24 protein-coding genes and 2 pseudogenes are annotated in these 25501 nt (G+C 40.4%); 13 read left to right on the forward strand and 13 right to left on the reverse strand.

Annotation, left to right across the window (positions count from 1 at the left end; all coding sequences use genetic code 11):
• Positions 1–33: 33 nt before the first annotated feature.
• Positions 34–579, forward strand: a complete 546-nt coding sequence (locus tag FC30_RS01120) for a TetR family transcriptional regulator (RefSeq protein ID WP_010688299.1) — start codon at positions 34–36, stop codon at positions 577–579.
• Here FC30_RS01120 and FC30_RS01125 read toward each other — a convergent pair.
• On the reverse strand, positions 554–1540 hold the full coding sequence (locus FC30_RS01125; protein WP_010688300.1) for a dihydroxyacetone kinase subunit DhaK: 987 nt from the start codon (positions 1538–1540) through the stop codon (positions 554–556). The two genes, FC30_RS01120 and FC30_RS01125, sit on opposite strands and share 26 nt — an antisense overlap.
• Before the next feature lie 133 nt (positions 1541–1673).
• On the opposite strand from FC30_RS01125, the gene dhaK reads away from it, so the two are divergent.
• From dhaK to FC30_RS01155, 6 genes are all read left to right on the forward strand, one after another.
• Positions 1674–2669: a dihydroxyacetone kinase subunit DhaK gene (gene dhaK / locus FC30_RS01130; protein WP_010688301.1), complete on the forward strand. Its 996-nt coding sequence runs from the start codon at positions 1674–1676 to the stop codon at positions 2667–2669.
• Positions 2670–2682: 13 nt separating this feature from the next.
• Positions 2683–3273, forward strand: a complete 591-nt coding sequence (gene dhaL / locus FC30_RS01135) for a dihydroxyacetone kinase subunit DhaL (protein ID WP_010688302.1) — start codon at positions 2683–2685, stop codon at positions 3271–3273.
• Positions 3270–3647: a dihydroxyacetone kinase phosphoryl donor subunit DhaM gene (gene dhaM, locus FC30_RS01140; protein WP_010688303.1), complete on the forward strand. Its 378-nt coding sequence runs from the start codon at positions 3270–3272 to the stop codon at positions 3645–3647. The genes dhaL and dhaM overlap by 4 nt, the downstream gene beginning before the upstream one ends.
• Before the next feature lies 1 nt (position 3648).
• Positions 3649–4356, forward strand: a complete 708-nt coding sequence (locus FC30_RS01145) for an MIP/aquaporin family protein (RefSeq protein WP_010688304.1) — start codon at positions 3649–3651, stop codon at positions 4354–4356.
• A 77-nt stretch (positions 4357–4433) separates the two neighbouring features.
• Positions 4434–5924: a glycerol kinase GlpK gene (glpK, locus tag FC30_RS01150; protein WP_010688305.1), complete on the forward strand. Its 1491-nt coding sequence runs from the start codon at positions 4434–4436 to the stop codon at positions 5922–5924.
• Between the two features lie 23 nt (positions 5925–5947).
• The gene (locus FC30_RS01155; protein WP_010688306.1) at positions 5948–7525 is read left to right on the forward strand and encodes a glycerol-3-phosphate dehydrogenase/oxidase; all 1578 of its coding nucleotides are present in this window, start codon (positions 5948–5950) and stop codon (positions 7523–7525) included.
• 37 nt (positions 7526–7562) lie between these two features.
• Here the strand turns inward: FC30_RS01155 and FC30_RS01160 are convergent, their stop codons facing one another.
• Genes FC30_RS01160 through FC30_RS01170 form a run of 3 tightly spaced genes read right to left on the reverse strand, consistent with a single transcriptional unit; the run spans position 7563 to position 8730 of the window.
• On the reverse strand, positions 7563–7982 hold the full coding sequence (locus FC30_RS01160; protein ID WP_010688307.1) for a protein-export chaperone SecB: 420 nt from the start codon (positions 7980–7982) through the stop codon (positions 7563–7565).
• A complete protein-coding gene (locus tag FC30_RS01165; RefSeq protein ID WP_010688308.1) occupies positions 7964–8221 on the reverse strand; it encodes a hypothetical protein in 258 nt (85 codons plus the stop codon). The genes FC30_RS01160 and FC30_RS01165 overlap by 19 nt, the downstream gene beginning before the upstream one ends.
• Positions 8194–8730: a hypothetical protein gene (locus FC30_RS01170; RefSeq protein ID WP_010688309.1), complete on the reverse strand. Its 537-nt coding sequence runs from the start codon at positions 8728–8730 to the stop codon at positions 8194–8196. The genes FC30_RS01165 and FC30_RS01170 overlap by 28 nt, the downstream gene beginning before the upstream one ends.
• Before the next feature lie 456 nt (positions 8731–9186).
• On the opposite strand from FC30_RS01170, the gene FC30_RS01175 reads away from it, so the two are divergent.
• The 3 genes from FC30_RS01175 to FC30_RS01180 all read left to right on the forward strand — a co-directional run bounded on the left by FC30_RS01175 (position 9187) and on the right by FC30_RS01180 (position 10579).
• The gene (locus FC30_RS01175) at positions 9187–9585 is read left to right on the forward strand and encodes a hypothetical protein (protein ID WP_010688310.1); all 399 of its coding nucleotides are present in this window, start codon (positions 9187–9189) and stop codon (positions 9583–9585) included.
• A 147-nt stretch (positions 9586–9732) separates the two neighbouring features.
• The gene (locus FC30_RS09245) at positions 9733–9900 is read left to right on the forward strand and encodes a sunset domain-containing protein (protein ID WP_010688311.1); all 168 of its coding nucleotides are present in this window, start codon (positions 9733–9735) and stop codon (positions 9898–9900) included.
• Between the two features lie 148 nt (positions 9901–10048).
• Complete coding sequence (locus tag FC30_RS01180) at positions 10049–10579, forward strand: sunset domain-containing protein (protein WP_010688312.1); 531 nt, start codon at positions 10049–10051, stop codon at positions 10577–10579.
• A 111-nt stretch (positions 10580–10690) separates the two neighbouring features.
• Here FC30_RS01180 and FC30_RS01185 read toward each other — a convergent pair whose 3' ends face one another.
• From FC30_RS01185 to FC30_RS01195, 3 genes are all read right to left on the reverse strand, one after another.
• Positions 10691–11236 carry a hypothetical protein gene (locus FC30_RS01185; RefSeq protein WP_010688313.1) on the reverse strand — a complete coding sequence of 182 codons (546 nt, stop codon included), beginning with the start codon at positions 11234–11236 and terminating at the stop codon, positions 10691–10693.
• 24 nt (positions 11237–11260) lie between these two features.
• Positions 11261–11845 (reverse strand): hypothetical protein, encoded by a 585-nt coding sequence (locus tag FC30_RS09690; protein WP_010688314.1) that lies wholly within the window; start codon positions 11843–11845, stop codon positions 11261–11263.
• A gap of 124 nt (positions 11846–11969) precedes the next feature.
• The gene (locus FC30_RS01195) at positions 11970–12731 is read right to left on the reverse strand and encodes an AraC family transcriptional regulator (protein ID WP_258409059.1); all 762 of its coding nucleotides are present in this window, start codon (positions 12729–12731) and stop codon (positions 11970–11972) included.
• A 185-nt stretch (positions 12732–12916) separates the two neighbouring features.
• Between FC30_RS01195 and FC30_RS01200 the strand changes: the two genes are divergently transcribed.
• Both FC30_RS01200 and ebgA read left to right on the forward strand, forming a co-directional pair.
• On the forward strand, positions 12917–14383 hold the full coding sequence (locus FC30_RS01200; protein WP_010688316.1) for an amino acid permease: 1467 nt from the start codon (positions 12917–12919) through the stop codon (positions 14381–14383).
• A pseudogene (gene ebgA, locus FC30_RS01205) lies at positions 14380–17429 on the forward strand (beta-galactosidase subunit alpha). The gene FC30_RS01200 and the pseudogene ebgA overlap by 4 nt, the downstream one beginning before the upstream one ends.
• 75 nt (positions 17430–17504) lie before the next feature.
• Here the strand turns inward: ebgA and FC30_RS01210 are convergent.
• The 3 genes from FC30_RS01210 to cas1 form a co-directional block, all read right to left on the reverse strand.
• Entirely contained in the window at positions 17505–18137 is a 633-nt protein-coding gene (locus FC30_RS01210; protein ID WP_010688317.1) for a hypothetical protein, read from the reverse strand.
• Between the two features lie 445 nt (positions 18138–18582).
• Positions 18583–18891, reverse strand: coding sequence for a CRISPR-associated endonuclease Cas2 (gene cas2, locus FC30_RS01215; protein ID WP_010688318.1), 309 nt, complete (start codon positions 18889–18891; stop codon positions 18583–18585).
• Positions 18891–19790 (reverse strand): type II CRISPR-associated endonuclease Cas1, encoded by a 900-nt coding sequence (gene cas1, locus FC30_RS01220; RefSeq protein ID WP_010688319.1) that lies wholly within the window; start codon positions 19788–19790, stop codon positions 18891–18893. Before cas1 ends, cas2 begins: the two co-directional genes overlap by 1 nt.
• 323 nt (positions 19791–20113) lie before the next feature.
• On the opposite strand from cas1, the gene FC30_RS01225 reads away from it, so the two are divergent.
• Entirely contained in the window at positions 20114–20524 is a 411-nt protein-coding gene (locus FC30_RS01225; protein WP_010688320.1) for a hypothetical protein, read from the forward strand.
• Positions 20525–20621: 97 nt separating this feature from the next.
• On the opposite strand, the gene FC30_RS01230 is transcribed toward FC30_RS01225, so the two are convergent.
• The 3 genes and pseudogenes from FC30_RS01230 to FC30_RS01240 all read right to left on the reverse strand — a co-directional run bounded on the left by FC30_RS01230 (position 20622) and on the right by FC30_RS01240 (position 25498).
• Complete coding sequence (locus FC30_RS01230; RefSeq protein WP_010688321.1) at positions 20622–23549, reverse strand: DUF3427 domain-containing protein; 2928 nt, start codon at positions 23547–23549, stop codon at positions 20622–20624.
• Positions 23542–23961, reverse strand: coding sequence for a (deoxy)nucleoside triphosphate pyrophosphohydrolase (locus FC30_RS01235; RefSeq protein WP_010688322.1), 420 nt, complete (start codon positions 23959–23961; stop codon positions 23542–23544). Before FC30_RS01235 ends, FC30_RS01230 begins: the two co-directional genes overlap by 8 nt.
• 229 nt (positions 23962–24190) lie before the next feature.
• Positions 24191–25498: pseudogene (locus FC30_RS01240) on the reverse strand (DNA/RNA helicase domain-containing protein).
• Positions 25499–25501: the final 3 nt, after the last annotated feature.

Raw genomic sequence — 25501 nt, forward strand, 5'->3', positions numbered from 1 at the left:
TTAGTTTAGATATTCAAAATGAAAGGGCTTATCATGTCATATATCACTCAAAAAAAGATTTCGCAAATATTTAGACAAGATGTCATGCAAAAGGGCTTCAAACATGTCAGTGTGGCACAGATCATGCACCAAGCCCAGATCCGGCGCCAGTCATTTTACGATAACTTTGACGATAAATACGACCTATTATCTTGGACTATCCAAGCAACAATGGAAGATATCATCGATAGTAATCTCGATTATCTCCCGTGGCAAGAGATCATTTCGCTAGTCTTTTTTGAGCTACAAGAAAATGCCAAATTTTACAAAAGCGTCCTTAAAAATCAGGTCGAAGTCGATGTCGTCCGGGAGATCGCGTGGCATATCCAGATCCTCTTATTACACATCCTACGCAAAAAAGGCCTGATCAAAAATCGTCAAGCCTATGATTTTGTGGAGACTTATTGTCTAGGTCTGACCTACACGATGACCAATAATCTCTTTTGCCTGAACCAAAAGAATACGATGAACTCGCCCAAAAAGTTTGTAATGCGATCGAATTTGCTTTTGGTAACTATTGATGCCACGCGTATGTCTTGACGGGGGCTTCAAGCGCTTCTAGCCAAGACTCGTGTAATTTCAACAATGTGACTGAAACTCCCGCGAGCCCGTTGGCAGTGAAGAGATCGCCCACCTTGATAAAGGGTAAGTCTATTCCTTCTACTTGCAACAATTCGACCACATCAGCGGTAAAGATCAATTTTTCAAGCTCGGTCAGCTTTCCTAGTCCATTGATCAAAACAGCATAGCGCTCTTGCGGATACCAGCGCTGATTCAACCGCAACTTATTGACCAATTCACGCGCGATCAATTCTGAAGCGCACAGTCGTTCCTTGCGATACCCGGGTTCTCCATGGATCCCGACACCATAATAAATCTCATCTTTTTTTAGGGAAAATTCCTTTTTCAAAGTCACCCGAAATTCGGACCCATAAAAAGCGACCCCCAGTGTCGTCAAATTAGCCACGAGCTGCTCTGAGGTTTGCTTTAACTGGGATAAATTCGCCCCTTGTTGCGCCAAATAGCCCAAGATCTTAGCAACTAAAACAGCCCCGGCTAACCCACGGCGTTCTTTTTCTAATAACTCACTATCAACTGAAATATCATCATTAACAACACAACTAGCCACTTGCCAGCCTTCTTTTTGCAAACACACACTAGCTTGAGTGAAATTTTCTACATCAGCTGGAAAATTTTTGACAATAAAGAAGGCTTGTTTTTGCTTAGTCACTTGTTTAGTTACACGAATGATCTCCGCTACACTTGGCGGGCTAAACAGCATCCCTGTGACTGAAGCACACAGCATTCCCTCACCTACATAGCCCCAATCAGCCGGCTCATGCCCAGCCCCACCTAAAGCGATCACGGGAACTGTCTTATCGGCAAAGCTCTTAGCGATAAAACCTGTCGTCTGGGAAACAAGTTTTAGATCAGGCGCAACGAGCTGTACCCCACGTCTAAGGTCATCTATGATCTGCCCCTTTGAATTCAGTAATTCCATCTCATCACCTCGCCCCTTAATTCTAGCGCATCCCCAAAACCTTTGTCGGACACAACGTAAAATCTGTCCGTTACGATGTTTACGCTTACATTATATAATAGAGTTGTCAATAAAAGAAAGGATGGATGATAACATGAAAAAGATCATGAATGATCCAAGCAATGTCGTATCTGAGATGGTCGCCGGCCTAGTCTCAGCTTATCCGACCTACCTAACGCAACTGCCAGAAACGACAGCTGTTGTACGGGCCGATCGTGCTTCCATGCAGGGAAAAGTTGGGCTCGTCAGTGGAGGCGGTAGTGGCCATGAGCCGGCTCATGCTGGTTTTGTTGGTGACGGTATGTTGAGTGCCGCTGTCTGTGGCCAAGTCTTCACCTCACCGACACCTGATCAGATCTATGAAGCGATCAAAGCAAGTGATACTGGTGCTGGTGTCTTTTTGATCATCAAAAACTACTCGGGTGATGTGATGAATTTTGAGATGGCAAAAGACATGGCCGAATTAGACGACATCAAAGTCAGCTCGATCGTTGTCGATGATGATATCGCAGTCGAAAATAGTCTTTACACCCAAGGCAAACGCGGTGTCGCAGGGACAGTTTTGATGCATAAGATCTTAGGAGCGGCTGCTGATCAAGGAGCGAACCTAGCTGAGATCGAAGCCCTCGCTAAAGAAGTCATGCCACATCTCAAGACTTTAGGGGTGGCTTTGAGTGCCGCAACTGTTCCTGAAGTTGGCAAACCAGGCTTTGAATTAGCCGATGACGAGATCGAATATGGAGTCGGTATCCACAGTGAACCTGGTTATCGTCGTGAAAAACTCCAACCTTCTAAAGAGCTAGTCGCAGAAATGCTCACAAAACTCGACGAAGCTCTACAGTTTGACGCTACTAAAAAATACGCTGTGCTCATCAACGGTATGGGCGCAACACCTTTGATGGAACAATACATTTTCAGCAATGATGTCTTTAACTGGCTCAAAGCAAAAGATAGCACCCCTGTTTTCAGCAAAGTTGGCAACTATATGACTTCGCTCGAAATGGCAGGGATCTCATTGACCGTCCTCGAATTGGCCGATGAAAAATGGCTCGAATATTTAAACTATCAAGTCGATACGATCGCTTGGTAAGGAGGAATTTGATATGGAACTAACAGTTGAAACTTTGACTACCTGGATGAATGATTTTGAAGCTAAGATCGCCGCTAAGAAAGCTTATCTCAGCGACTTAGATACCCCGATCGGCGATGGCGACCACGGCAATAATATGGCTCGAGGCATGCGTGTGGTGACTGAAGCACTTGCGACCAAAAATCCAGCCGATCTGACCACTGGACTCAAATTAGTCGCAATGTCTTTGATCAGTAAAGTTGGTGGTGCTGCTGGACCTTTGTATGGAACTGCCTTTTTAGAAATGGCCAAAAAGAGCAATACGACGGCTGAACTCAGTGAACTCTTGGAGGCTGCAGTCTTAGGCATCAAGCAACGTGGTGGGGCTGAGCTTGGTGACAAAACAATGGTCGATGTTTGGGAAGTCGTTGTGCCCGAATACACAGCTGGGCAACTGACATCTGAAAAGATCGCTCAAGCAGTCGAAGCAACTAAAGAACTCGTTGCTAAACGCGGGCGAGCTTCTTATTTAGGAGAACGCTCAGTGGGCCACCTCGATCCCGGAGCAGTTTCAAGTGGTTACCTTTTTGAAGCACTATTAGAAACGGAGGGCGAGCTTAAATGAGTTATGGGATCTTGATCGTCTCACACGTTGAACAGATCGCCCAAGGTGTACCTAAGTTGCTCCAACAAGTTGCACCCGATATTGCGATCACTTTTGCTGGCGGTACCGATGACCATGAGATCGGTACTAGTCTTGATAAGATCACCGCAGCTTTAGAAGACAATTCAGCTAGTGAGATCTTAGCCTTTTATGATCTTGGTAGTGCTAAGATGAATCTCGAAATGGCAGGCGAATTTAGCACAAAGCCAGTCCACTTGTACGATACAGCTTTGATCGAAGGGGCTTATGTTGCAGCTTCCCTACTCCAAGCTGGGGTTGACTTGCCCGAGATCGAAAAACAACTAGAACTATTACAAATAAAAGGAGATGGATAATATGTCAGGCTTTTTAGGTGAATTTTTCGGAACCATGATCTTGATCCTCTTAGGGGTCGGCTGTGGTGCCGGTGTTAATTTAAAAGATAATTATGCTCGGGGCCAAAACTGGATGTTTATCACGCTTGCTTGGGGCATGGCGGTGACCTTTGGCGTCTATGCCGCTGGTCAAATGGGCTCGCAAGGACACTTAAATCCCGCTGTAACACTAGGTTTTGCTAGTGCTGGTCTCTTTTCTTGGAATGAGGTCTTACCTTATCTTTTAGGTCAAGGTCTCGGGGCCTTTGCCGGCGCAGCACTCGTTATTTTATACTATTATCCTCAATTCCAAGCTACCCCAAACAAAGATGGTAACTCAGTCGGCATCTTTGCCACCGGTCCTGCGATCGATCGCCCATTCTTTAACGTCTTGAACGAATGCATCGCAACTTTCTTCTTTATCTTGATCTTGCTTAACCTGGGAAATTTCACCACTGGACTTAAACCGCTGATCGTTGGTCTTTTGATCATGGTCGTTGGTCAAAGTCTAGGTGGAACGACTGGCTTTGCCTTGAATCCAGCCCGTGACCTGATGCCACGTCTGGCTTACAGCATCCTACCCGTTCCCCATAAAGCTAATGCTAACTGGGGCTATGCTTGGGTACCGATCGTTGGACCACTTTGCGGTGGGATCTTGGCAAGCTTTGTCCACGTTTGGATCAACGGTTAAGCTAAGTAATTGACTTTTATTAATTGTGCACGATACACTCATCAAAGAAAACGTTTACAAATAAGGAGGATGACCACATGGAAAAATATATTATGGCGATCGATCAAGGAACTACCAGCTCACGGGCGATCATCTTCGATAAAGCAGGTAACCACATTGGAACCAGTCAAAAAGAATTCACCCAGTATTTCCCTGAAGCTGGTTGGGTCGAACACGATGCACACGAGATCTGGAATTCCGTCCAATCGGTGATCGCAGGTGCCTTTATCGAATCAGGGGTCAAACCAGAACAGATCGCTGGGATCGGGATCACCAACCAACGTGAGACTACGGTCGTTTGGGATAAAGAAACCGGTCTACCGATCTACCATGCGATCGTTTGGCAATCGCGCCAATCAGCTCAGATCGCCGATGAGCTGAAAGAACAAGGCTACTCAGATCTCTTTCATGAAAAGACCGGCTTGATCATCGACTCTTACTTCTCAGCGACCAAGATACGCTGGATCCTCGATCATGTTCCCGGAGCTCAAGAGCGCGCTGAAAAAGGCGAATTGCTCTTTGGGACGATCGATAGCTGGTTAGTCTATAAATTAACTGACGGTAAAGTTCATGTGACCGACTACTCCAATGCCAGTCGGACGATGCTCTTTAATATCAACACCTTAGAATGGGACCAAGAAATCTTGGATATTTTGAATATTCCCCGGGAAATGTTACCTAAAGTCGTTTCTAACTCAGAGATCTACGGCTTGACTAAAACTTATCATTTCTTCGGTTCTAAAGTTCCGATCGCCGGAATGGCTGGTGACCAACAAGCCGCCCTCTTTGGCCAAATGGCATTTGAACCTGGCATGGTCAAAAACACCTATGGCACTGGCTCATTTATCGTGATGAACACCGGCAACAATCCACAATTATCTAAAAATAACCTGTTGACCACGATCGGTTATGGGATCAACGGTGAGATCAACTATGCGCTTGAAGGCTCGGTCTTTGTTGCCGGTTCATCGATCCAATGGTTGCGCGATGGTCTAAAACTCATCGAAAAAGCCAGTCAATCAGAAGCTGCCGCACTTGCTTCCAAAAATGAAGATGAAGTTTACGTAGTGCCTGCTTTCGTTGGACTAGGTGCACCTTACTGGGACCAAGATGCCCGGGGCGCGGTCTTTGGTTTAACCCGGGGGACGACCGAAAAAGATTTCATCAAAGCAACTTTACAAGGCATCGCCTACCAAGTCCGCGATATCCTCGGTGCAATGGAAGAAGATACGGGGATCGATATTCCAGTGCTCAAAGTCGATGGGGGCGCCGCTAACAACGACTACTTGATGCAATTCCAAGCAGATATCTTAAATACCCCAGTCCAACGTGCAGGTGACTTGGAAACGACCGCTCTTGGTGCAGCTTTCCTTGCTGGTTTAGCCGTGGGGTACTGGCAAGACTTTGATGAGATCAAAGCAGTTATCAAAGATGGCAAACGGTTTGAAGTCCAAATGGATGACAAACGACGCAATAAATTGTACGGCGGTTGGCAAAAAGCAGTCGCTGCAACACGTTACTTTGAATAATCCAATTAGATTGGAGTGATTTGATGCCTATTTCACGACAAAAAAATATTGAATATCTAAAAAACAATCCTGATGGCTGGGACGTGATCGTTATCGGTGGGGGTGCAACTGGCTTAGGTGTCGCTGTCGACGCAGCCTCACGTGGTTACAAGACCGTCTTATTAGAACAAAGCGACTTTGCTAAATCGACCTCAAGCCGTTCGACCAAACTCGTCCACGGTGGGGTACGCTATTTAGCCCAAGGTGATGTCCGCTTAGTGCGGGAAGCCTTACATGAACGGGGACGCTTAGCACGAAATGCACCTCATTTGGTCAAGAACCAAAAATTCATCATCGCCAACTACAAGTTGTGGGAACAGCCATTTTACAGTGTTGGAATGAAAGTCTACGATGCCCTAGCCGGTAAATTAAATATCGGTCGCTCTAAGATATATTCCAAGGCAAAGGTCATCGATGCGATCCCACAGATCAAGCATAATAAATTGGTCGGTGGTGTGATGTACTATGATGGTCAATTCGACGATTCACGACTAGCTGTCAATCTCATGCAGACTGCGACTGAATACGGGGCAACTTTGGTCAATTACGTCAAAGTGACTTCGGTCCAAAAGAAATTCGCTAAAGTAGCTGGTGTCACCGTAAAAGATGAATTTACCGGCGAAGAGTTCAGTCTACGTGGTAAAGCTGTCATCAATGCAACCGGGATCTTTGTTGACCAGATCCTTGAGATGGATACCAAAGATCATCAAGCTACCGTACGACCTTCGCAAGGTGTTCACTTGATCGTCGATGGATCATTTTTAGGGGGCAATGATGCGATCATGGTCCCGAAAACTTCTGATGGACGGGTCTTGTTCTGTGTGCCATGGCATAATAAAGTCATCTTAGGCACAACGGACACGCCACTAAAAGAATTCACCTTAGAGCCACGGCCACTGGATGAAGAGATCGATTTTATCCTTGAAACAGCCGGTGAATATCTCGAACGCAAACCAACTCGGGCTGATGTCTTGGCTGCTTATGCTGGCTTACGTCCATTAGCTGCACCAAAAGATGGTGACGGCGATAAGACTAAAGAGATCTCACGAAGCCACAAACTCTTTTCAAATGAGTCGGGGCTGATCACGATCACTGGTGGTAAATGGACGACTTACCGTCAAATGGCCGAAGAAACAGTTGATCTAGCCATCAAGGTAGCCGAACTCCCACCAAAAGATTGTGTAACTCGTGAGTTAAAGATCCACGGTGCTAAACAGACGACCGAAGCCGAACGCAAAGATTGGCGCTATGTTTACGGAAGTGACCAAGCAGCCATCTTACGCCTACAAGAAGAAGAGCCTGAACTTACCTTACCACTTCATCCTAAATACGAATTTACCGGAGCCCAAGTAGTCTGGGCAGTGCGCGAAGAGATGGCACAAACGCTAGACGATGTGTTAGCGCGTCGGATCCGCGCCCTGTATCTTGATGCTCGGGTCGCAAAGGAAATGGCGCCTAAAGTAGCTCACATCATGGCAACTGAGCTCGGTAAAGATCAAGCTTGGGAAGAAAAACAAGTCAACGAGTTCTGCCAACTCGCTGACGGCTATATTTTACAATAACCTCCTTTTGACGTAACTTCGCTGAGCTAGCGTGAAGTTACGTTTTTTGACTATTTTCAAATGTCTCGGTACTTTTTAGCAAGCCTAGTACATCGACCGTTGGCATCAAAAGCGCATCTTTACCATCCAAAACTGAGACCATGGAGATAATACTTCGAGCATACGGCAATAACAGCGCTACCCCATTTAAGCCTAAATAATCGGTGATCTCATTACGTTCGAGCTTGGTCGTAAGCGTAAAATACCCCCATAATTCTAAATAAAGTTCTTCACGTTTTCCGTGATACACGGTCGTCAATTCAACCCGAGCATTTTTATTATCAGGCGTTGTTTTAATCATACTGCTAACTTCGAGATTTTTCCCCTTATCTGCAACTAATATCTCGGCCTTTTCTTGGCGCTGAAATACCAATTTATGGATCTGATACTTTTGAAACTCTACATTTTTAGCTTCCATTGTTGCCACCCCCGTACTACTCCTTGACCACATTCACCACTTTCAAGATAGTCAGTTCTCTCAGGACCTTGATTAGTATGGATCTCACTGACAACTAATGGTCCCATACCATAAACATGACGAACATGACGTTGATTAGCATATTGAACAAATCCTGTACTAAATTCTTTTTGAAACTCAGGATCTTCTTCTAATCGGCGTGCTAGCTCATCTAAACGCTCACGTACTGACTTGACCATAGATCTTCCTCCCTTGCTATTCTTGCACTTTGTAATAGCTCATTATACCCTGGTTTAATACAATAAATGACTTTGATCCGATTACTCAAATTTCCATATTTGTCATGGAAAGCGGTTGTTTGGGGTGTCTTGTCATATCTACCAAATCCCCGAACAACTTTTAACTTGGCTTTTTGACAAAGATAATCGATTTTTATTCCTACGGGTGTCGTTTCGGAAAAGCCTGCTAAATAACTACTAAATGCCAATACGCGTTCTTGCTCAAGGTCTGTCAGATATAGTAGATCTTTTTCGTAATCAAATTCCACACTACATTCGACGATCTGAGTTGGGCCAGCTTTTTGCATTTGCCAGTAACGAGTATTACCAAAATTATCCCAAAAATACATCCCATCACCTTCCCAATAGATGTCCATTGGATGGTTACTTACAACCGATCTTAGCGCTAAAAGTTCGGCTACGATCGGCGTAAGATTGCAGTGAAATAGCGGTATTTTCATATTAGGCATCCGTTTGATCCCCCTTATAATATGCATAAGTTTTTAGCTTGTCAATGATTTGAACGCTCTATTTATAAAATACGCAAAAAGCACCAAAACTTTTTTTAGAATTGGTGCGTTGCGCAAATTTTATTTTTGCCGTTTTATCCAGTCTTGGTACCAATAAAGTGATTCTTTGCGTAGGCGCTCCCCAGATTTCTACTCCATCCTCAGATCGACCCTTTGGCAAAGCATCGATCAGCCAGCCCCACTCACTTGCTTTTAGATATGGATTTTTCGGCGAAAAAAAGACTCTTCCTGCTGTATTCTTTTTTGTTGTCCACTTAAGACACGACTGTTGTAGTACAACAAATAGACAAGATCTACGCCCACTGCTTGCAAGTGGTTGCGTATTGCGTACGATTTAATATAAAATTAAGCTTTATTATTTTTCATATAAATGAGTTTTGATAGTGAGTAGTTTATTTGCATTTATCTTTTTATGCGCTCTCATCAGTAGTATTTATTTTTGGAAATTCAAGCCAAAAAAAACGCCACGCTAAAGCTAGCATCATCGTTGCGGTGTTAGCCTTTATCTTATGTGGAGCCTTTGCGCCAACCACTAAAACAGAAGCTGATAGTTCAGAAGCACAGGCTAGTTTGAGTTTCAAAAAGAAAGCAGATGAAGCTAAAAAGCGTTCCGAAAGTATCGCCTCGTCTGCTAAAGCTGAATCTAAACGCAAAGCGAGAGAGAAAAAAGCTGCTAGTGAAAAGAAAACCCGTGAAGAAGCTGAAAGTAACAAAGCAGCATCCGAAAGCATTGCTCAAGCACAAGCTTCATCAGAAAGTTTAGCCCGAGCAGAAAGTGAACGCGTAGCAAAATAAGAAGCCAGTCGAGCTAGCGAAAGTGCTAAAGTACAGGCACAAGCTGAGTCAGAAAGCGTCGCTGCTGCACAAACTGCAGCTGATCAAAGCTCTACTGTAGAGCCTGCTGCCTCAAATGGAGGCGGTCACCCCGTCAATAACGGTGACATGAATACCGCAGATGCCAATGCACAAGGTGTGATCGTGGGCAATGCCAATAGCATGATCTATCATGTCCCAGGCCAACGAGGCTACCGTATGAATTCATCCAATGCGGTCTATTTCAATACCGAAGCTGAAGCCCAAGTAGCTGGTTACCGTAAAGCCTACAGATAGCCGATAAGAGTACGTTTTTCTAGCGTGCTCTTTTTTAGTACGATCACACTAAATTAGCGGTTTTATACAGCGATCTCCTTTTGTGAAACCCCTACTATTTCAGTAAAATTAAATTATATTTAAAAATAAATCTAAGGGGTATGTCATTATGGAGAAAACGTCTAAAAAGCACTCTTTATTGAGTGTTATCGCAATTATTTTTCTATCATTTTCATTTCTGACAGCTTGCTCTAGTGGTAGCGAGGATAGTTCAGAAGCTGAAGCACATTCAGAAAGCATTGCTAAAGAAGAAAGCGAAAAGGCTGCTAGCGAAGAAGCTGAAAGTGAACGTGAAGAGTCAGAAAGTATTGCCGAATCCGAGAGTGAGGAAGCCGAAAGTGAACGTATCGCGCAAGAAGAAGCAAGTCGAGCTAGTGAAAGTGCCGCTGCTCAGGCTCAAGCTGAACAAGCACAAGCTAACAATAACGACAACAATAGCCAAGCTGGGAATGCACCGGTTAACAATGGCGATATGAACACCGCTGATGCTAATGCACAAGGAACGATCTTCGGTAATTCTCGAAGCATGATCTATCATGTTCCCGGGCAACGGGGCTACCGTATGAACTCAGAAAATGCGGTCTATTTCAACACTGAAGCCGAGGCGCAAGCAGCTGGTTATCGTCGTTCATTGAGATAAAATTATAAGGTCTACAGAAAACGAGATTTTCTGTAGACCTTATTTAATATCATACATATGTTGTATGGGTAACACAGGTTTGTCCAATTGCCTCTCAAAAATGGGACAACCTTAATCGCTACTACTTTGCCGATAAGATTCTTGCAGTGAAGAAATATATGCTTCTTTTTCTGGGGAAATATAGAATAAATTCTCAAAATCTTGATAAAAATGGTCTGTATGACAGATAAATGAACCACAATAGACTGGTCTTTCATCCGTTGATTTGTCTGATTGAATACGCTCAATATACTGCGTCCGATGGTTTTTGGCATCACACTCATAGTACCACGCTGGCGCTTGGGGACCTGGTGCATCGGTATAATCGATCGGATCACCAACAATCTCATATTCACCTGTATTCTCTACGGCAGGCGCTACTTCTTCGGTCGTATCATAAGTCGTCTCAGCTTCTGGCACTTCTACTGTGGTGCTTGATGCCTTTGATCTAGACTCACTGCTTCGTTCCGATTGGGCTTGCGTCACTTTTTCTTGGCGGATCTCTTGTTGGCTCTTGTCGATCTTTTTAGTTGAATTGATCAAAAGTAGCATCCCAATGAGCAATCCAACACTAATCGTCACTGCAAAAATACTTAATACTTCTTTCCATCCATTCATGAAGGCACCTCCTTATACATTCTCCTATTCCTCATCCCAATTTTTACTATCTAAATATTGTTTCAACATTTGCGGCCGACTAATATAACCATGTTCCCGATATTCTGAACTTCGCTGTATCTTTTCCATAACTTCTATATTATCCTGATGTGGGTTCAAAGAAGCTTGCCCCCAAGCTTCAGTACCTGGTCGCCTAAAATAAACTATATTCCAAATTATCCCCTTGTTATCAGTATAAATTTCATCACCTACCATGTACCTAGAATACTCATCCTGGTCCATGGTCTCATTTGCTCGATCTCCACCATTCCAATAAGGATCTTCATAAAAATCTCCCATATCATGATTTTCTATTTGATCGGATATATCACTGCTAGCTACAGCACTTTCATCTACATCATATTCCGGCACTTCTACTGTAGTACTTGAAGCTCCCGCCCCAGATCCACTACTTCGCTCTGATTGGGCTTGCGTAACTTTTTCTTGGCGGATCACTTGTTGAGTCTTATCAACTCTTTTAGTTGAATTGATCAGTAGGAACATTCCGATAAGCAAGCCTAAACCGATCGTCACCGCAAAGGCTAGCAAAATTTCCTTCCAATCATGCATCTGAGCACCCCCTAGAGCAAATATAATACCTAAAAAATTATTGTTTTATATCTATATTTTATCATCCATTAGTTATCATTGTATAATTTAAGCGCCACAAAAATGCTTGATTTTTAAGGTAAAACTATCTTTCAACAATAAATCTACTCCGATAATCCGTTGGAGTACACTGCATCCATTTATAGAAAAACTTCGAGAAGTATGCTGAACTTGCAAAGCCTAATTCATAACTTATCTCCGTGATACTCAGCGAACTCTTACGTAGAAGCGAACATGCTTGCTGTAGCTTTATTTGTTGAATATACGTACTTGGACTCAACTTATGGTAACGCTTAAATAGCTTATAAATATATGTACGATCAATATTATATTTCAGAGCTAGTTCATCAACTGTTATCCGTTCATTTAAATGTGTATTGATATAGGCAATGATTTCATTGAATAACCATTCTGGTTGCGAAGCTGCAATCTTTTCTTGGTGTAAATGTGCTAGGCTATTGAAAATGCTGAAAGCCCCACTCAATAAGGCAAATGTATTTTGATCACGAAAATCACAATATACTTGATAGAATTGATGCTCGATCTTACTGTCAAAAGCATTTCGAATAACACAATTTTCTTTATTTAATCCAACTTGATCTAAATATTTAGATGTAGCTTTTCCAGAAAAATCGATCCACCGATAACTCCAGGGATCTTTGGGATCGGGATAATACCGATTACGACAATTAGCCGGAATTATGAAAAAATCTCCTGCCGTTAGTTTAGTCGTTGGAAAAGACGGCATTCCAAAGTAGCCTTGCCCAGCAGTAACATAGTGCAACACCCAATAATCAATCGGAATAAATTCAATTTTCTTTGTCGGTCGACATTTCTCATACCCCACTTCACAAAGCGAAAAATCAGACTCTGGCTACTTTCTTTGCGTTAAAATACTAACATCATTTATTTGCATCACCATTCACCTCCAGTCAACAAAAAGACAAATTTTGGGAAACATCCTTTATTTTATATATCATGTAAACACTTTAAAATCAAGATATACCAATCAATAAAAAGGAGGTTCTTAACATGGATAAGGACACACGACAACGCTTAGGCCCACTGTCCCTGATGCTGATGACTTTTTCAGCGGTCTTTGCTTTTCCAAGCATCGTCAATAATAGTATCCAGATCGGCCTAACCACGATCCCCGGGTATCTTTTTGGTACAGTCTTTTACTTTCTATCCTTTATCTTGATGATCGCTGAATTTGCCTCAGCTAACTCAGAAAAAGAGTCTGGAGTTCATAGCTGGTTACAATCAGTATTGGGTGATAAATGGGCTTTTCTGGGGGCTTGGTCATACTTTTTCGTTAATTTATTTTTCTTCTGTTCGTTACTTCCCAATACTTTGATCTACGGCTCATATGCAGTTTTTGGTGGTAACGTCTTCCAAGGCGAAAGTAGCACTAAGATCATTTCCTTTATCTTGATCATCGTCTTTTGGTTGATGACCTATGTCTGCATCAAAGGTGTGACTTGGATCGCTAAAGTAACTAATTTTGCTGGTAGCGCCCGTTTGTTCATGGGGCTGATCTTCATCGTCTTAGCCTTTATTGTTGTTTTTGGTTTGGGAAAAGCTCCTGCCCAAGAATTCAACTTTAAGACAATTACTCCACATTTTAATTGGACGTTTTTTATGACGATGGCATGGATCTTACAAGCTGTCGGTGGTGGAGAAAGTATCGGTGTTTATATTAAAGACGTCAAAGGCGGTAATAAAACTTTTGTTAAAACGATGATCGGCGCAACTATCATCGTTGGTATCATGTATATTTTAGGCGCAATCGCAGTTGGCCTGGTAGTTCCTCAAAGCACACTCAATGGTAACTTTGCCAACGGAATTTTTGATATTTTCAAAATTCTAGGTAGTAACTTTAATATTCCCGCCGAGGTAACCGTCCGGCTAGTGGGACTGATCCTCTTTATCGGTAATCTTGGCTCATTAGCACTTTGGACAGCTGCCCCAGTTAAAGTCTTTTTCTCTGAGATCCCGGCTGGTGTCTTTGGAAAATGGCTCGTTAAAACTAATGATGAAGGCAATCCGACCAACGCCTTGATCGTCCAAGGAGTGATCGTAACGATCCTGTTGATCATTCCTGCCTTAGGGATCGGCAATATGGATAGTTTCTTGGAGACGTTGATCAACATGACGGCTTCAACTTCACTCTTGCCAGTTTTATTCTTACTCTTGGCCTATATCGGACTCCGATTAAAAAAAGATGACTTGCCACGAAGTTTCCGCTTTGGAAGTCGCTCATTTGGCATCTTTGCTGGCGTTGCACTCTTGATCTTATTCTTGTTTATCTTCTTCATGTCTATCGTTCCGGAACCAAGACTGATCATGCAAGAATTACAAGGAACCCTTTCTAAAGATCAAGCTAGTCCGATCGGGATCTTGCTCTATAACTTATTAGGCTTGATCATCTTTATGGGCTTTGCATTGGTCTGCTGGCATCGTTATGAGAAAAAACAAGCAAAGGAGAATAAAAAATGAAAGTTTGGGAAAATCATCAATTAGACCACATCGATCGTCTAGCCCCTCGAGCTAGTTTTAACTCTTATCCAACTAGACAAGCAGCTAGCTTAAATGAAAATAAATACACTCATGCCTACCAATGCTTAAATGGCAACTGGAAGTTTTGTTTTTTAGAAGCACCTGAGTATAGTCCTGAGAATTTTTTCTCACCTAATTTTGATACTAGTGATTGGAAAACGATCACAGTTCCCGGAAACTGGCAAACTCAAGGATTTGGGAAAATGCATTATTCCGACCTCTGGTATAATTTTCCAATAGATCCACCATATGTTCCAACTAAAAATCCAACAGGTATTTATAAAAGAACATTTAATGTCACACCAAATTTTGAAGCGCAACGGATCATTTTACGCTTTAATGGAGTCGATTCTGCTTACCATGTTTGGGTCAATGGAAATGAGGTCGGATATAGTAAGGGTGCGCGTAATGAAGCCGAATTTGACATTACAGAATTCGTCGAATTTGAGCACTCAAATGATCTAACTGTTCGTGTCTATCAGTGGTCTGACGGTACTTATCTTGAAGATCAAGACATGTGGTGGCTCAGTGGTATCTTCCGTGATGTTGAGCTTATTGGTGTGCCACCAACTGGACTTAGCGACCTAACTATCACTGCTGAAGCTGATGGTCATCTTACGATCAAGACTAAGTTTGAACAAGCTATTTCCCGGGAAATCCGCTTTGAATTATTAGATAAAGATCAACAAATCATCCTAGATCAAACAGTCCTCTCTGATAACGCAGATATTACTTTTGAACAGACCCACTTGGATATTGAGCCTTGGAGTGCCGAACTTCCAAATCTCTATCAATTATTCATCAGCGTTTACGAAGATGGCAAGTTGATCGAAGTTATTCCACAAAAAGTTGGCTTTAGAACGATCGAAGTAGTCGGTGAGACATTTTTGGTCAATGGTGTAGCGATCAAACTTAAGGGTATCAATCGTCATGACTATAACCCTAAAAATGGTCGTACAGTCACTAAAGAAGAGATCCGCCAAGATATCATTTTGATGAAGCAATTTAATATCAATGCGATCCGGACTAGCCACTATCCTACTCAACGTGCCTTTTATGATTTATGTGATGAATACGGAATGTATGTGATCGCCGAAGCTGATGTTGAGTGTCACGGCTTCGAACTAACTGATAACTATAATTGGATCAGTGATGATCCTAGCTGGAAATTAGCATATACCTCTCGCCTATTGCGTATGATCATGCGGGACAAAAATCATCCTTCGATCCTATTTTGGTCACTTGGTAACGAGTCAGGCTTTGGACATAACTTCAAAAAAATGGCCCTATTGGCTAAAGAAGTCGACCCCACTCGTTTGGTCCACTACGAAGGAGATTTTGAAGCTGAGGTCACCGATGTTTACTCCACCATGTATACTTGGCTCGAGCACCCAACTAAACAACCACTGATGCAAGATATTATAAAAAACTCAACTAAGCCTCACATCCTATGTGAATATGCTCATGCGATGGGAAACAGCCCCGGCAATCTCAAAGATTATCAAGATCTTTTCTATGCCCATGATAAACTTCAAGGAGACTTTATCTGGGAATGGTTCGATCATGGGATCCAAACCACAGCTCCAGATGGACAAACTTATTATCGTTATGGTGGTGATTTTGGAGATGACCCATCTAACCGTGATTTTTGTATCGATGGAATGTTGATGCCAGATCGAACACCTTCACCCGGGTTATATGAATATAAGAAAGTGATCGAGCCGATCCACACGACCGCTTTAGATCTTAGAACAGGAAAACTCGAAGTGCTAAGTCGCTATGATTTTGCGAGCCTCGCTCAATTTGATCTGCATTACAGCATCACTGCAGGCGGAAAAGTCATTGCCAGTGGGGCACAAGAATTACCAGCAGTTCCCGCGCGAAAGACTGCAGTGCTAGATTTAAACTACGACCTGACTAAGATCACTGCTAAACCAAATACACCGTATTACTTGAACATTTCCTATCGTTTAAAACAAGATACTTTATTTGCATCGGCCGGCCATGAATTAGCTACAGCTCAATTTAAATTGCCACTCGAGGAGGCTGCACTCAAAGTTATACCAACCGGAAAGCTGACCGTAGTGGAAGAGTCAACACGGTTAATTATCACGGGAGCGAATTTCTCATGTCATTTTGATACTGTATTGGGATCATTGCATAATTTAAAACGTAATGGCAAAGTTTTGCTCAAACAAGGACCACAATTCACACTTTGGCGGGCTCCGATCAGTAATGATATGGAAATAATTGATGAGTTAAAGGGAAAATATTTCTTACACTTAGAACATGAGATCGTTAGAAACTTTGACTGGCAGTTAACAGATAATTACCTCCAAGTTGATGTCAAAACACTTAATTCCACCACTAATAGTGCTTGGCATTATAAATGTCACTATCGCTATCGAATCTATCCATCAGGCGATATTATGTTCAGTCTTAAAGGTCTTCCAGGTGGAAAAACAGCTCTTGCCCCAGAGATGTTACCACGCTTAGGAGTAAAACTGCGATTAAATAATGAACTAGAGGCTGTAAATTATTTTGGACGTGGACCAAACGAAAACTACAGTGACTCAAAAAAGCAGGACTAATTGGACTTTATCACGCTAAAGTCGATGAACTCTTCACTAATTATGTCGTTCCACAAGCTAATGGAAATCATATGGATACCCATTGGCTCTCCTTAACTGATGATCGCCGAGAAGGTCTCTTCTTCAGTGATCCAACTACTTTTAATTTTAGTGTTTCTCATTATGAAGACACAGACCTAGACAATGCTAAACATACAGTTGAGCTGAAAAAACGTGACTATATCGTTTTAAATGTTGACTATAAACAAAATGCACTGGGCAGTTACTCATGCGGACAATGGCAGTTAGACAAATATCGAACTAAATTTGAACCTTTCACGTTGTCATTTAGACTATGTGGCTTTAGTGGTGTTGAAGTTAGTGAAGATGTTTTGGCTATGGAAGAGATAGAATAATTTAAAGCACCTGTATCTGTGGGTATGATACTCACTGATGCAGGTGCTTTTTTAGAACTTTGAAAATATTTGATATCATTTTGCCTTTCCATTTTCATCCATAGGAACTTCTCTATAACCACCGCATTTGACACATTGACTCTTCCAAGTGGCTAATGGTTTCCATTCATGCACACAGTTTTTATCCGTTTCAGAATACTCTACATACATCCTTTGAACATATTCAGGTTCATTGTCTATACTTCCATCTTCACTACTATCAGATACCTCACTACTATAATCAGGCCCTCGTCCTTGATTTGCGCCGGCTTGTCCCATTGCATGATTTCCCTCATCCGGATCATTTGCTGGGCTAGACTGTCCACAATATCTACAGATCAGATCATTTACCTCACGCATATACCAGTGATCACAAACTATTTCTGTGACTTCTGCCTGACTTGTTTCAGGTGCTTCTATTTGTGTAGCAACTGCAGGTGGGCGATCATTTTCGACCACTGTTCTCTTACTTGCAATACTTTTGCTAACACTTGTTGTCTGTTTAACAACTTGCTCACTAGTTCTATTACTCTTATTTTGTTGGGTTCTTACCATTACTATAAAAATAAGTGTTAATACACAAGCAACTCCTATACCAATAACAATACTAGAAATTATCCGTTCTCGCTTATTAGCCTTTTCATAACTCACTCGTTCAGTTCGTTTCATCATCCTCACTCCCTTAAGTAAGTCACCTCATTACTTATATACGTTAAATATTGCTCCCTAAAACTACTTAAAAATTATTTGTTTCTATCTACATTTTATCATTTTTTAATTATAGTTACATAACTAATAATCACGACTCAAATAATGATTGAAAACAGGAATTTTCCATCAATAATTGGTGCTACTGTAACTAAATAAAGAATCTTCAGTATTCCACGCAAGGATATGTTCTTGTCCCCTTATGTCGGAGGTAGGTTTTAAATTTGACCCTCTACACCAAGGATATTTCTATCTGTTGGTTTTCGTCTCCTTACATCGGAGATAGGTTTTAAATACTATACATAAAAATCAGCGTCAATACGCGTATTTAACAAATAATTCTTGTCCTCAAATTCACCTCATATTGTAAGGAGCGAAACTCCCACAGACCATATCAAGGACAAGTTCATAATACAATGACTTTAGGTTCTTTATCAGTATAATTAATACTAATATTATTTCCCAAAATGGTCACTTGGTTATTATTAATTTCATCCGGTAGTAAATACAGCGTAATTTTACCACTATCTGGCAACTCTGATTTCAAGATTTCAATCAATCGGTTCCTTGTACTTTTATATCTAACTTCACACTCATACAAACTATACTGTTTCATGGAAAATCCCAATTCTACCAGTCGTTTACGATATTCAGCTGCTTGTTTTCTCTCTTCCTTACTATCTCTTGGCAGGTCAAAACACAAAAGTAACATCATCACCGTCCACCTTCTATCATCTGTGGTAACAAGATATCAGATATCGCATTGGTGTTTAGACACCTCAAATAGGATTCCACAGTTTTTCGAATCGCATCACCCAAACGATAAACTTTTCCGTCAATAACACAGCGTTCCATCAAAACACCTACTAACATTTTCTTATCCAATTCATTTGTCCCCTTATCATAAATATTTTCAAATACCAAACTGTCAACAAAAGGACGAAAGGGCTCAATCAAATCATCCGATAAGTTATAAGGATTATTGACCGAAACGTGATGAATACCAAAACTGGGTTCCAATGCATGCATGATCAATTCATTTCTGATAACTGATCTCAGAATCGCATATCCATAATTTAGCCCAGCATTTACAATATCAGAATGTCTTCCACGTTTAAAATTCTTTCCAAATAAAATCGGAAAATACTTTCTTGCTGCATACGATTCATAGTCTTTACCGTCACCTTCGGTTACTTTCTGACTAACATCTCGTAATAAATAAGGAGTTTCTTCATCATTGCAATTTTGCTCAATACAAATTGCTTGATTTTGGATCTTTGCAATTACTATTTTTCTCCATATGCGCCTTTTAAAACGACTAGTAGCTTTAAATTGTTTTTTTAATGTATCTAATCTATTTTCTTGACCATATATTGATTCATACGCTGCAACTGGAGTATGCTTACGATCCAAAAACAGTAATGATATCCTATTCTCAATACATTTCTCAACTAATTTTTCAGAAAATAAACTACTCCCTGTATCAAAAATAAGATAGTCAATATCTTCAAACGGAATAAACCGTTCCTCTTTGGTCACCATATTAAAAAATCTAAGACTATACTTTTTGACAGTAACTACCTGCCGATTTTCAACGTATACTATATTGCGCATTTAGTACCTATTCAACTTTCTCGATCGAAAAAATACATTTTCCTATCTTATATAAATTTTACTTAGTCTTATCAAGTTGCATCTTTTTTCTAAAACATTTTCCTTTAAATTATATCAAGTCCCATAATTTTAGTTCAATTATTTGAGCATTTTTAGTTCTGCTTTTTTATCATCTTTTATATTTTCTTGAACATAATCTTGTAGCTAAAGTCTAGAAATTATAACAAATTACTAATTATCCCCCTTTTACTTACTAAAAGTGCTACAGTGAAGTCCCAAGTAAATCTATTTACTTAAATATAAAATAAAAGGGGGAAATATATATGGCACTAAAACCTAAAGTCGTGCTCCATTTTCCAGCTTTTGCAGTCGCTAACGACAAGGAAGGCTATGATTTTTTTGTTTTAGACATTCAAAAACTAGTCATCCGAACTGAAAAAATGGATCTAGCAGAATCACTTTCCTATGCTTCAGCTATCCTTGAATATCACGCGGATAAGAAGTGGCGAGAACTTAGAAGACCAGTTCCACCCACGCTAGATAGTATTGCTAAAAAACAGAAGACGGTCCCAAATTCATTTTTTGTTTCACTTCGCGTCAATGTCATGCAACACATCAAAGCCTGTGAATTTGAACCAGTCACCATAATGATGCCAAGATGGTGGCTTCTCACCAAAGATCTCAATGCAAATGCGTTGCGTGGCATCATTTACGGGAATCATCCTTTTATATAGAGCACAAATAGGACGTATAGCTACCACTATATGGAGTATCCGCCCTTATTTGTATGCTATAAAAAAGTCATGGACATTCCATCCATTACCTAAATGCTTATTTTTCTGTCAACATATAGTATCTATCCGCATCAACTGGGACAGCTAATTTCAGATCCATTGAAACAATCGGATCCTCCTTGCCATCCTGACGTCTAGAGAATTCTTGCTGCATTGAGCCCTTGATAATTTCACATGGGCCTAAATAGATAAAAGATGTCCCTTCATCATCAGACTTTTTAACAAACATGTGCATATCTAATGCCGGCTTGCCTTCTTCAACACCACGATAGAGTTTTTGGATTTCAGCTCCCTCTATTCGCCGCTTATTCTTTGAATACATGTGCATCACACTTGGATTCTTGAAATAATCACCGTATTGAATAGTTTCGCTAATGTTTTCACTCTTATGATATGTGATAAAAATTGGACATGTATCATGATCTTTGTCAATAAAATATCCGCCAATGTTTTGACCTGGAACACGCTTGTTGAAGTTTAGCAAACGACAAGCATCTTTTCGTTCATAGCGACAACCAATGGTGAAGGGCTGACTTGCATCATATTGTTCTGCTTTAAGTAACCCGGTTTTAATAGCATCTTCAAACAATACTTTAAAATCATTATTCGTTAATTCTGCCTTGATTTTATCGTTAAAACGATAACTACCTGCATGATGTTCAGTAATCTCCGTGTCACCATAGCTCACTTTATTAGGCTTCGATTTATCATCAAAAAACGCTAACGAGAAAATTCGATCAACTGAACCTAACACTGCGTCATTTACGTAGCAACCTGCTTCTTTTAAAATTTGAACATATTGTTCATCAGTCAGTTCACCTTGAAGCAGCGCATTTAACAGCAACAATTCATGTTTACGTAAACCATTACTCAACTCAACCGTCACAAAAGAAAGAACTTGTTCTTGGAAAGGTGTTAAAACAAATTCTTCTTCATCCATCGCTAACAAGAAAGCATTATATTGCTTATACTTACTTGCAATAACACTTTGATCAATTGAGTCACGCTGCAAATCGCACATTAAAGGTACACGACCAAGCTTATTTTTCACATTCATATACTCATCATGCAACTTTTTCTTCAAAGTTAAATTTGACTGGCTAATTGATTTATAAATACGCTCTTTAGCAATCTTAGTGAAATTAATCACTGAAGTTCCAAAGATCGGTTCAAGATCTACAGAATCACGCGCGCTATCCTTGCTGTGCGATTTATCGCCAGTCAAAGCGATTGGAATCAGATAGTTATTCTTATAATTTCCAATAAAATCAATGATCGTCACGTATTCCTTATCTTTGAATTTACGCAAGCCACGACCTAATTGTTGCACAAAAACAATGCTTGATTCAGTATTACGTAGCATAACAACCTGATTAACACAAGGAATGTCGATACCTTCGTTAAAGATATCCACAGTCACGATATAATCAATCACGCCTGCTTCAAGTTGGCTGACAACTTCATCACGTCTAGCAATACCATCTTCGCCAGTTAATGCAATGGACTTATAACCGCGTTTACTCAATAATTCAGCAATACCTTTAGCTTCATCTTTACGACTACAAAATACCAACCCATACAATTTGTCGCCTGAATATCCATAATACTTAGTCTGTCTAACGATATAATTTGCACGTTCTTCACTGACTAGCCGTTGTAGTGAGGTAGTATCGTCAATTGTCTCACCATTTAATTCGTAATCCTCAACTCCATAGTAGTGGAATGGGCAAAGCATATTCTCTTCTAGAGCGTCTTGCAGCCGAATCTCATAGGCAATATCGTAATTAAATAGTTTATAGACATTAAAATTATCTGTCCGTTCTGGGGTCGCAGTCATCCCTAAGCAAAATTTTGGCGTAAAATACTCAAAAATCCGTTGATGCATCGAAGCTCCTAGGTGATGTGCTTCGTCAAATAGAACATAGTCAAAACTATCTTTGGCAAATAACGCTAAATTTTCTGGCTTGGAAAGTGTCTGAACTGTAGCAAAAACATATTTCTTGTTTAAGCCTTCACGATTATTGCCACTATAAATTCCGTAATCATTGCGATTACCACCAATTACTTTATAGAAACTTTCTAATGATTTTTGCAAGATTTGCTCACGATGGGCAACAAACAGAAAACGTTTAGGCTTAAAACTCCGTACATCAAATGCACCAAGATAAGTCTTCCCTGTCCCCGTTGCAGAAATAATCAATCCTTTTTGTTTACCACTTTGACGCAATTCAGTTAACTGATCTAAAGCAGCTTTTTGCATCTTGTTAGGTACAATTTTGCTATCAGTTTGATAAACTTCTGTACTTTCGGCTACATCAGCGGCTGCGATCAATTTTGGATGATTCTTTTTATATAGTTCGGTGTATTCTTCAATCCAAGCATCTGTGAGTTCAATTCCGCGATCCCACTCGGCTTCAATCTGATCACTGATATTTTTGGTGATCTCGGCATTATCCAATGAAGTAACCCGTAAATTCCATTCATAGTTCTTCATAATTGCATTACTTGTGAGATTAGAACTACCGATAATTGCAGAATTATAGCCATTTTCGTGGGAAAACATGTATCCCTTAGCATGGAATGGCAATGGTTCAGCAGTTTTTTGATCTTTACCAGTATAAATCCTAACATCGATATTAGGAATATTGGTTAACATTTTAAAAACTTCTGGCTGATTGAACCACAAATAAGTTGAGGTAAGAATTCTACCACGTACACCGCGTTTGTCTAGATCTTGAAAAACGGATAAAAACTGTGATAAACCGGCCTTAGTGATAAAAGCCACTGCAAAAATGAAGTCATCACACGTTTGTAACTCATTTTTCAAAATTCGATAAACATTAGTGTTGGCTGATTCATTGGCAACTAATGATGCCGACAAACCACCAACGGCAGAGTATTTATCCCGATCCACAAAATTATTAAGCACTGTATTGGAAATGTTATCAATTAAATGGCTATTCAAAACTAATACTCCTTAAATCAACTTTTTCGATTGCTTTTTCAACCGGGATATCAGCCGGGGCCCAATTAAGTTGCGACAACTCATCAACTGTATGCCACTTAACTTCACTATGAGCTACCAAATCAAAGTTGTTTGTTAGCAATTTTGCATAGAACACAGTCAATTCAACGACACCGAATTCATATTCATATTTTACAGTTTCAGTAACTTGTGGCCCGACTAAAATTTCGTCCTTAAACTCTTCTTCCAGCTCGCGTTTTAGCGCTTGTTGCGGTGTTTCGCCAGATTCAATCTTTCCACCTGGGAACTCCCACAAATCGCCCAGTACTCGATCCGAGCTGCGTTTGGTTGTTAGGACTTTGTTACCGTCGATGATCGCTGCACCGACTACTTTGATATGTTTTATTGGCACTTTCTACACCTCAAAATCACTTTCTATATATACATAAATATGTTCTTAACTCTAGTATAAATATAATACATACGCCTTGACTTTGCCAAATTTCATTTATCTATGCCAAGCACCTATATTTATCTCAATTTCAAGCATCGAAAACATCGATCTACCTCTTAGTAAAAACAAGAAACTCCATGAAAATAGGCCTAAGCCAGCTTCATAGAGCTTCTATAAAATTATTCAACTACAATTCATCCATTCCCATATCAATGAAGTATTGATATGTCTCATCAAGTATTTCATCTCTTGGGATAAATATAATCATTTCTTTACGTGCTCTAGTTAGTAGAACTCTATAGTTATTTTCAACAATAGTATCTATATCTTTGTATTTTTCTTGTTGCTTATTACGTTGATATCCTCTGGTCATCCACTTATTACCATATCGGATATAATCACCACTAAATACAACAATCGGACAATCAAGCTTCAATCCCTGATTTCCATATACTGAACATACCTTAGTTAACTCTTTACAACCACCATTAAACCAAGGGCCATACTCTCTCATAGAAACAGCATTCGATCCGTTAAAACCAATATTCCAGCCCGGGAGCGCTTTACTAATGATATTTTGCTCAGCAAAGTTAGATACCAACATTCCATACTTCCATTCTGGATGATCTTTATCAATATTTACTGCTCGCTCCTGAATCTTGGAGAAATCACGAGTCACACAAATTCTCATTGATGTTTTTTGTAATTTTTTAAATTCTGATTTAGCTTTTGATAAATTAGTATGAGTATAGCAAATAGCCTCCTCTACCCATTTACTACAATCAATAAAATCCGCTCTCAGAGATGTTGGAAGAAACGGATCATTATCAACAACCTTTCTTTCCCCAGTTACCTGAATCTTATCAGCTAAATCTTTAGAAGCTAGTACAATCCAATCGCTATGTTTATTAAGCGCATCTTCCCATAATGACAACCCTGCTTCTTCTCCAGTATAAATTACCTGTCCATTGCCATATAAACCAATCAGTACCGTATAGCCTCTCCTACTATAAATTCTTTCACCAATATCAAATAGACCTTCTGGTTCAGTGAATCCCCTTTTAAGTTTTTCAGCGTCCCATGCTCTTTGTGCCTCATCAAAAATAAGAATAGATTGCTCAGGGACTGCTACTTTAGGAGAAAAAAAGGTCGCTTTAAATTCTTTCATACCTTGTATTGCATTCTCCCCCATATGTCTATTAATTCCAACCTGATTAATTTGATATTAAAGAACTTCTATAAGTGGGCCATTTCCAGAAATATATACCGCATTAGCTTTTCCATTTTTATTTGCTTCATAGACTACGCTCTGAGCAACCGCAGCCTTTCCAGCACCTGGTACACCATTTATCAAAATAAGTAATTTTTTATTTTTCTTGCTTGCACCACTGATATACCAAAGTACCTTCTTAAGACAATTTTTATTAACATCTGAAATATATGGAATTCTTCCTTCACGATACATTATTTCAATCGCCTTAAGCATATCGGGCATTTC

Source organism: Ligilactobacillus animalis KCTC 3501 = DSM 20602, from assembly GCF_001434535.1.
Taxonomy (GTDB): domain Bacteria; phylum Bacillota; class Bacilli; order Lactobacillales; family Lactobacillaceae; genus Ligilactobacillus; species Ligilactobacillus animalis.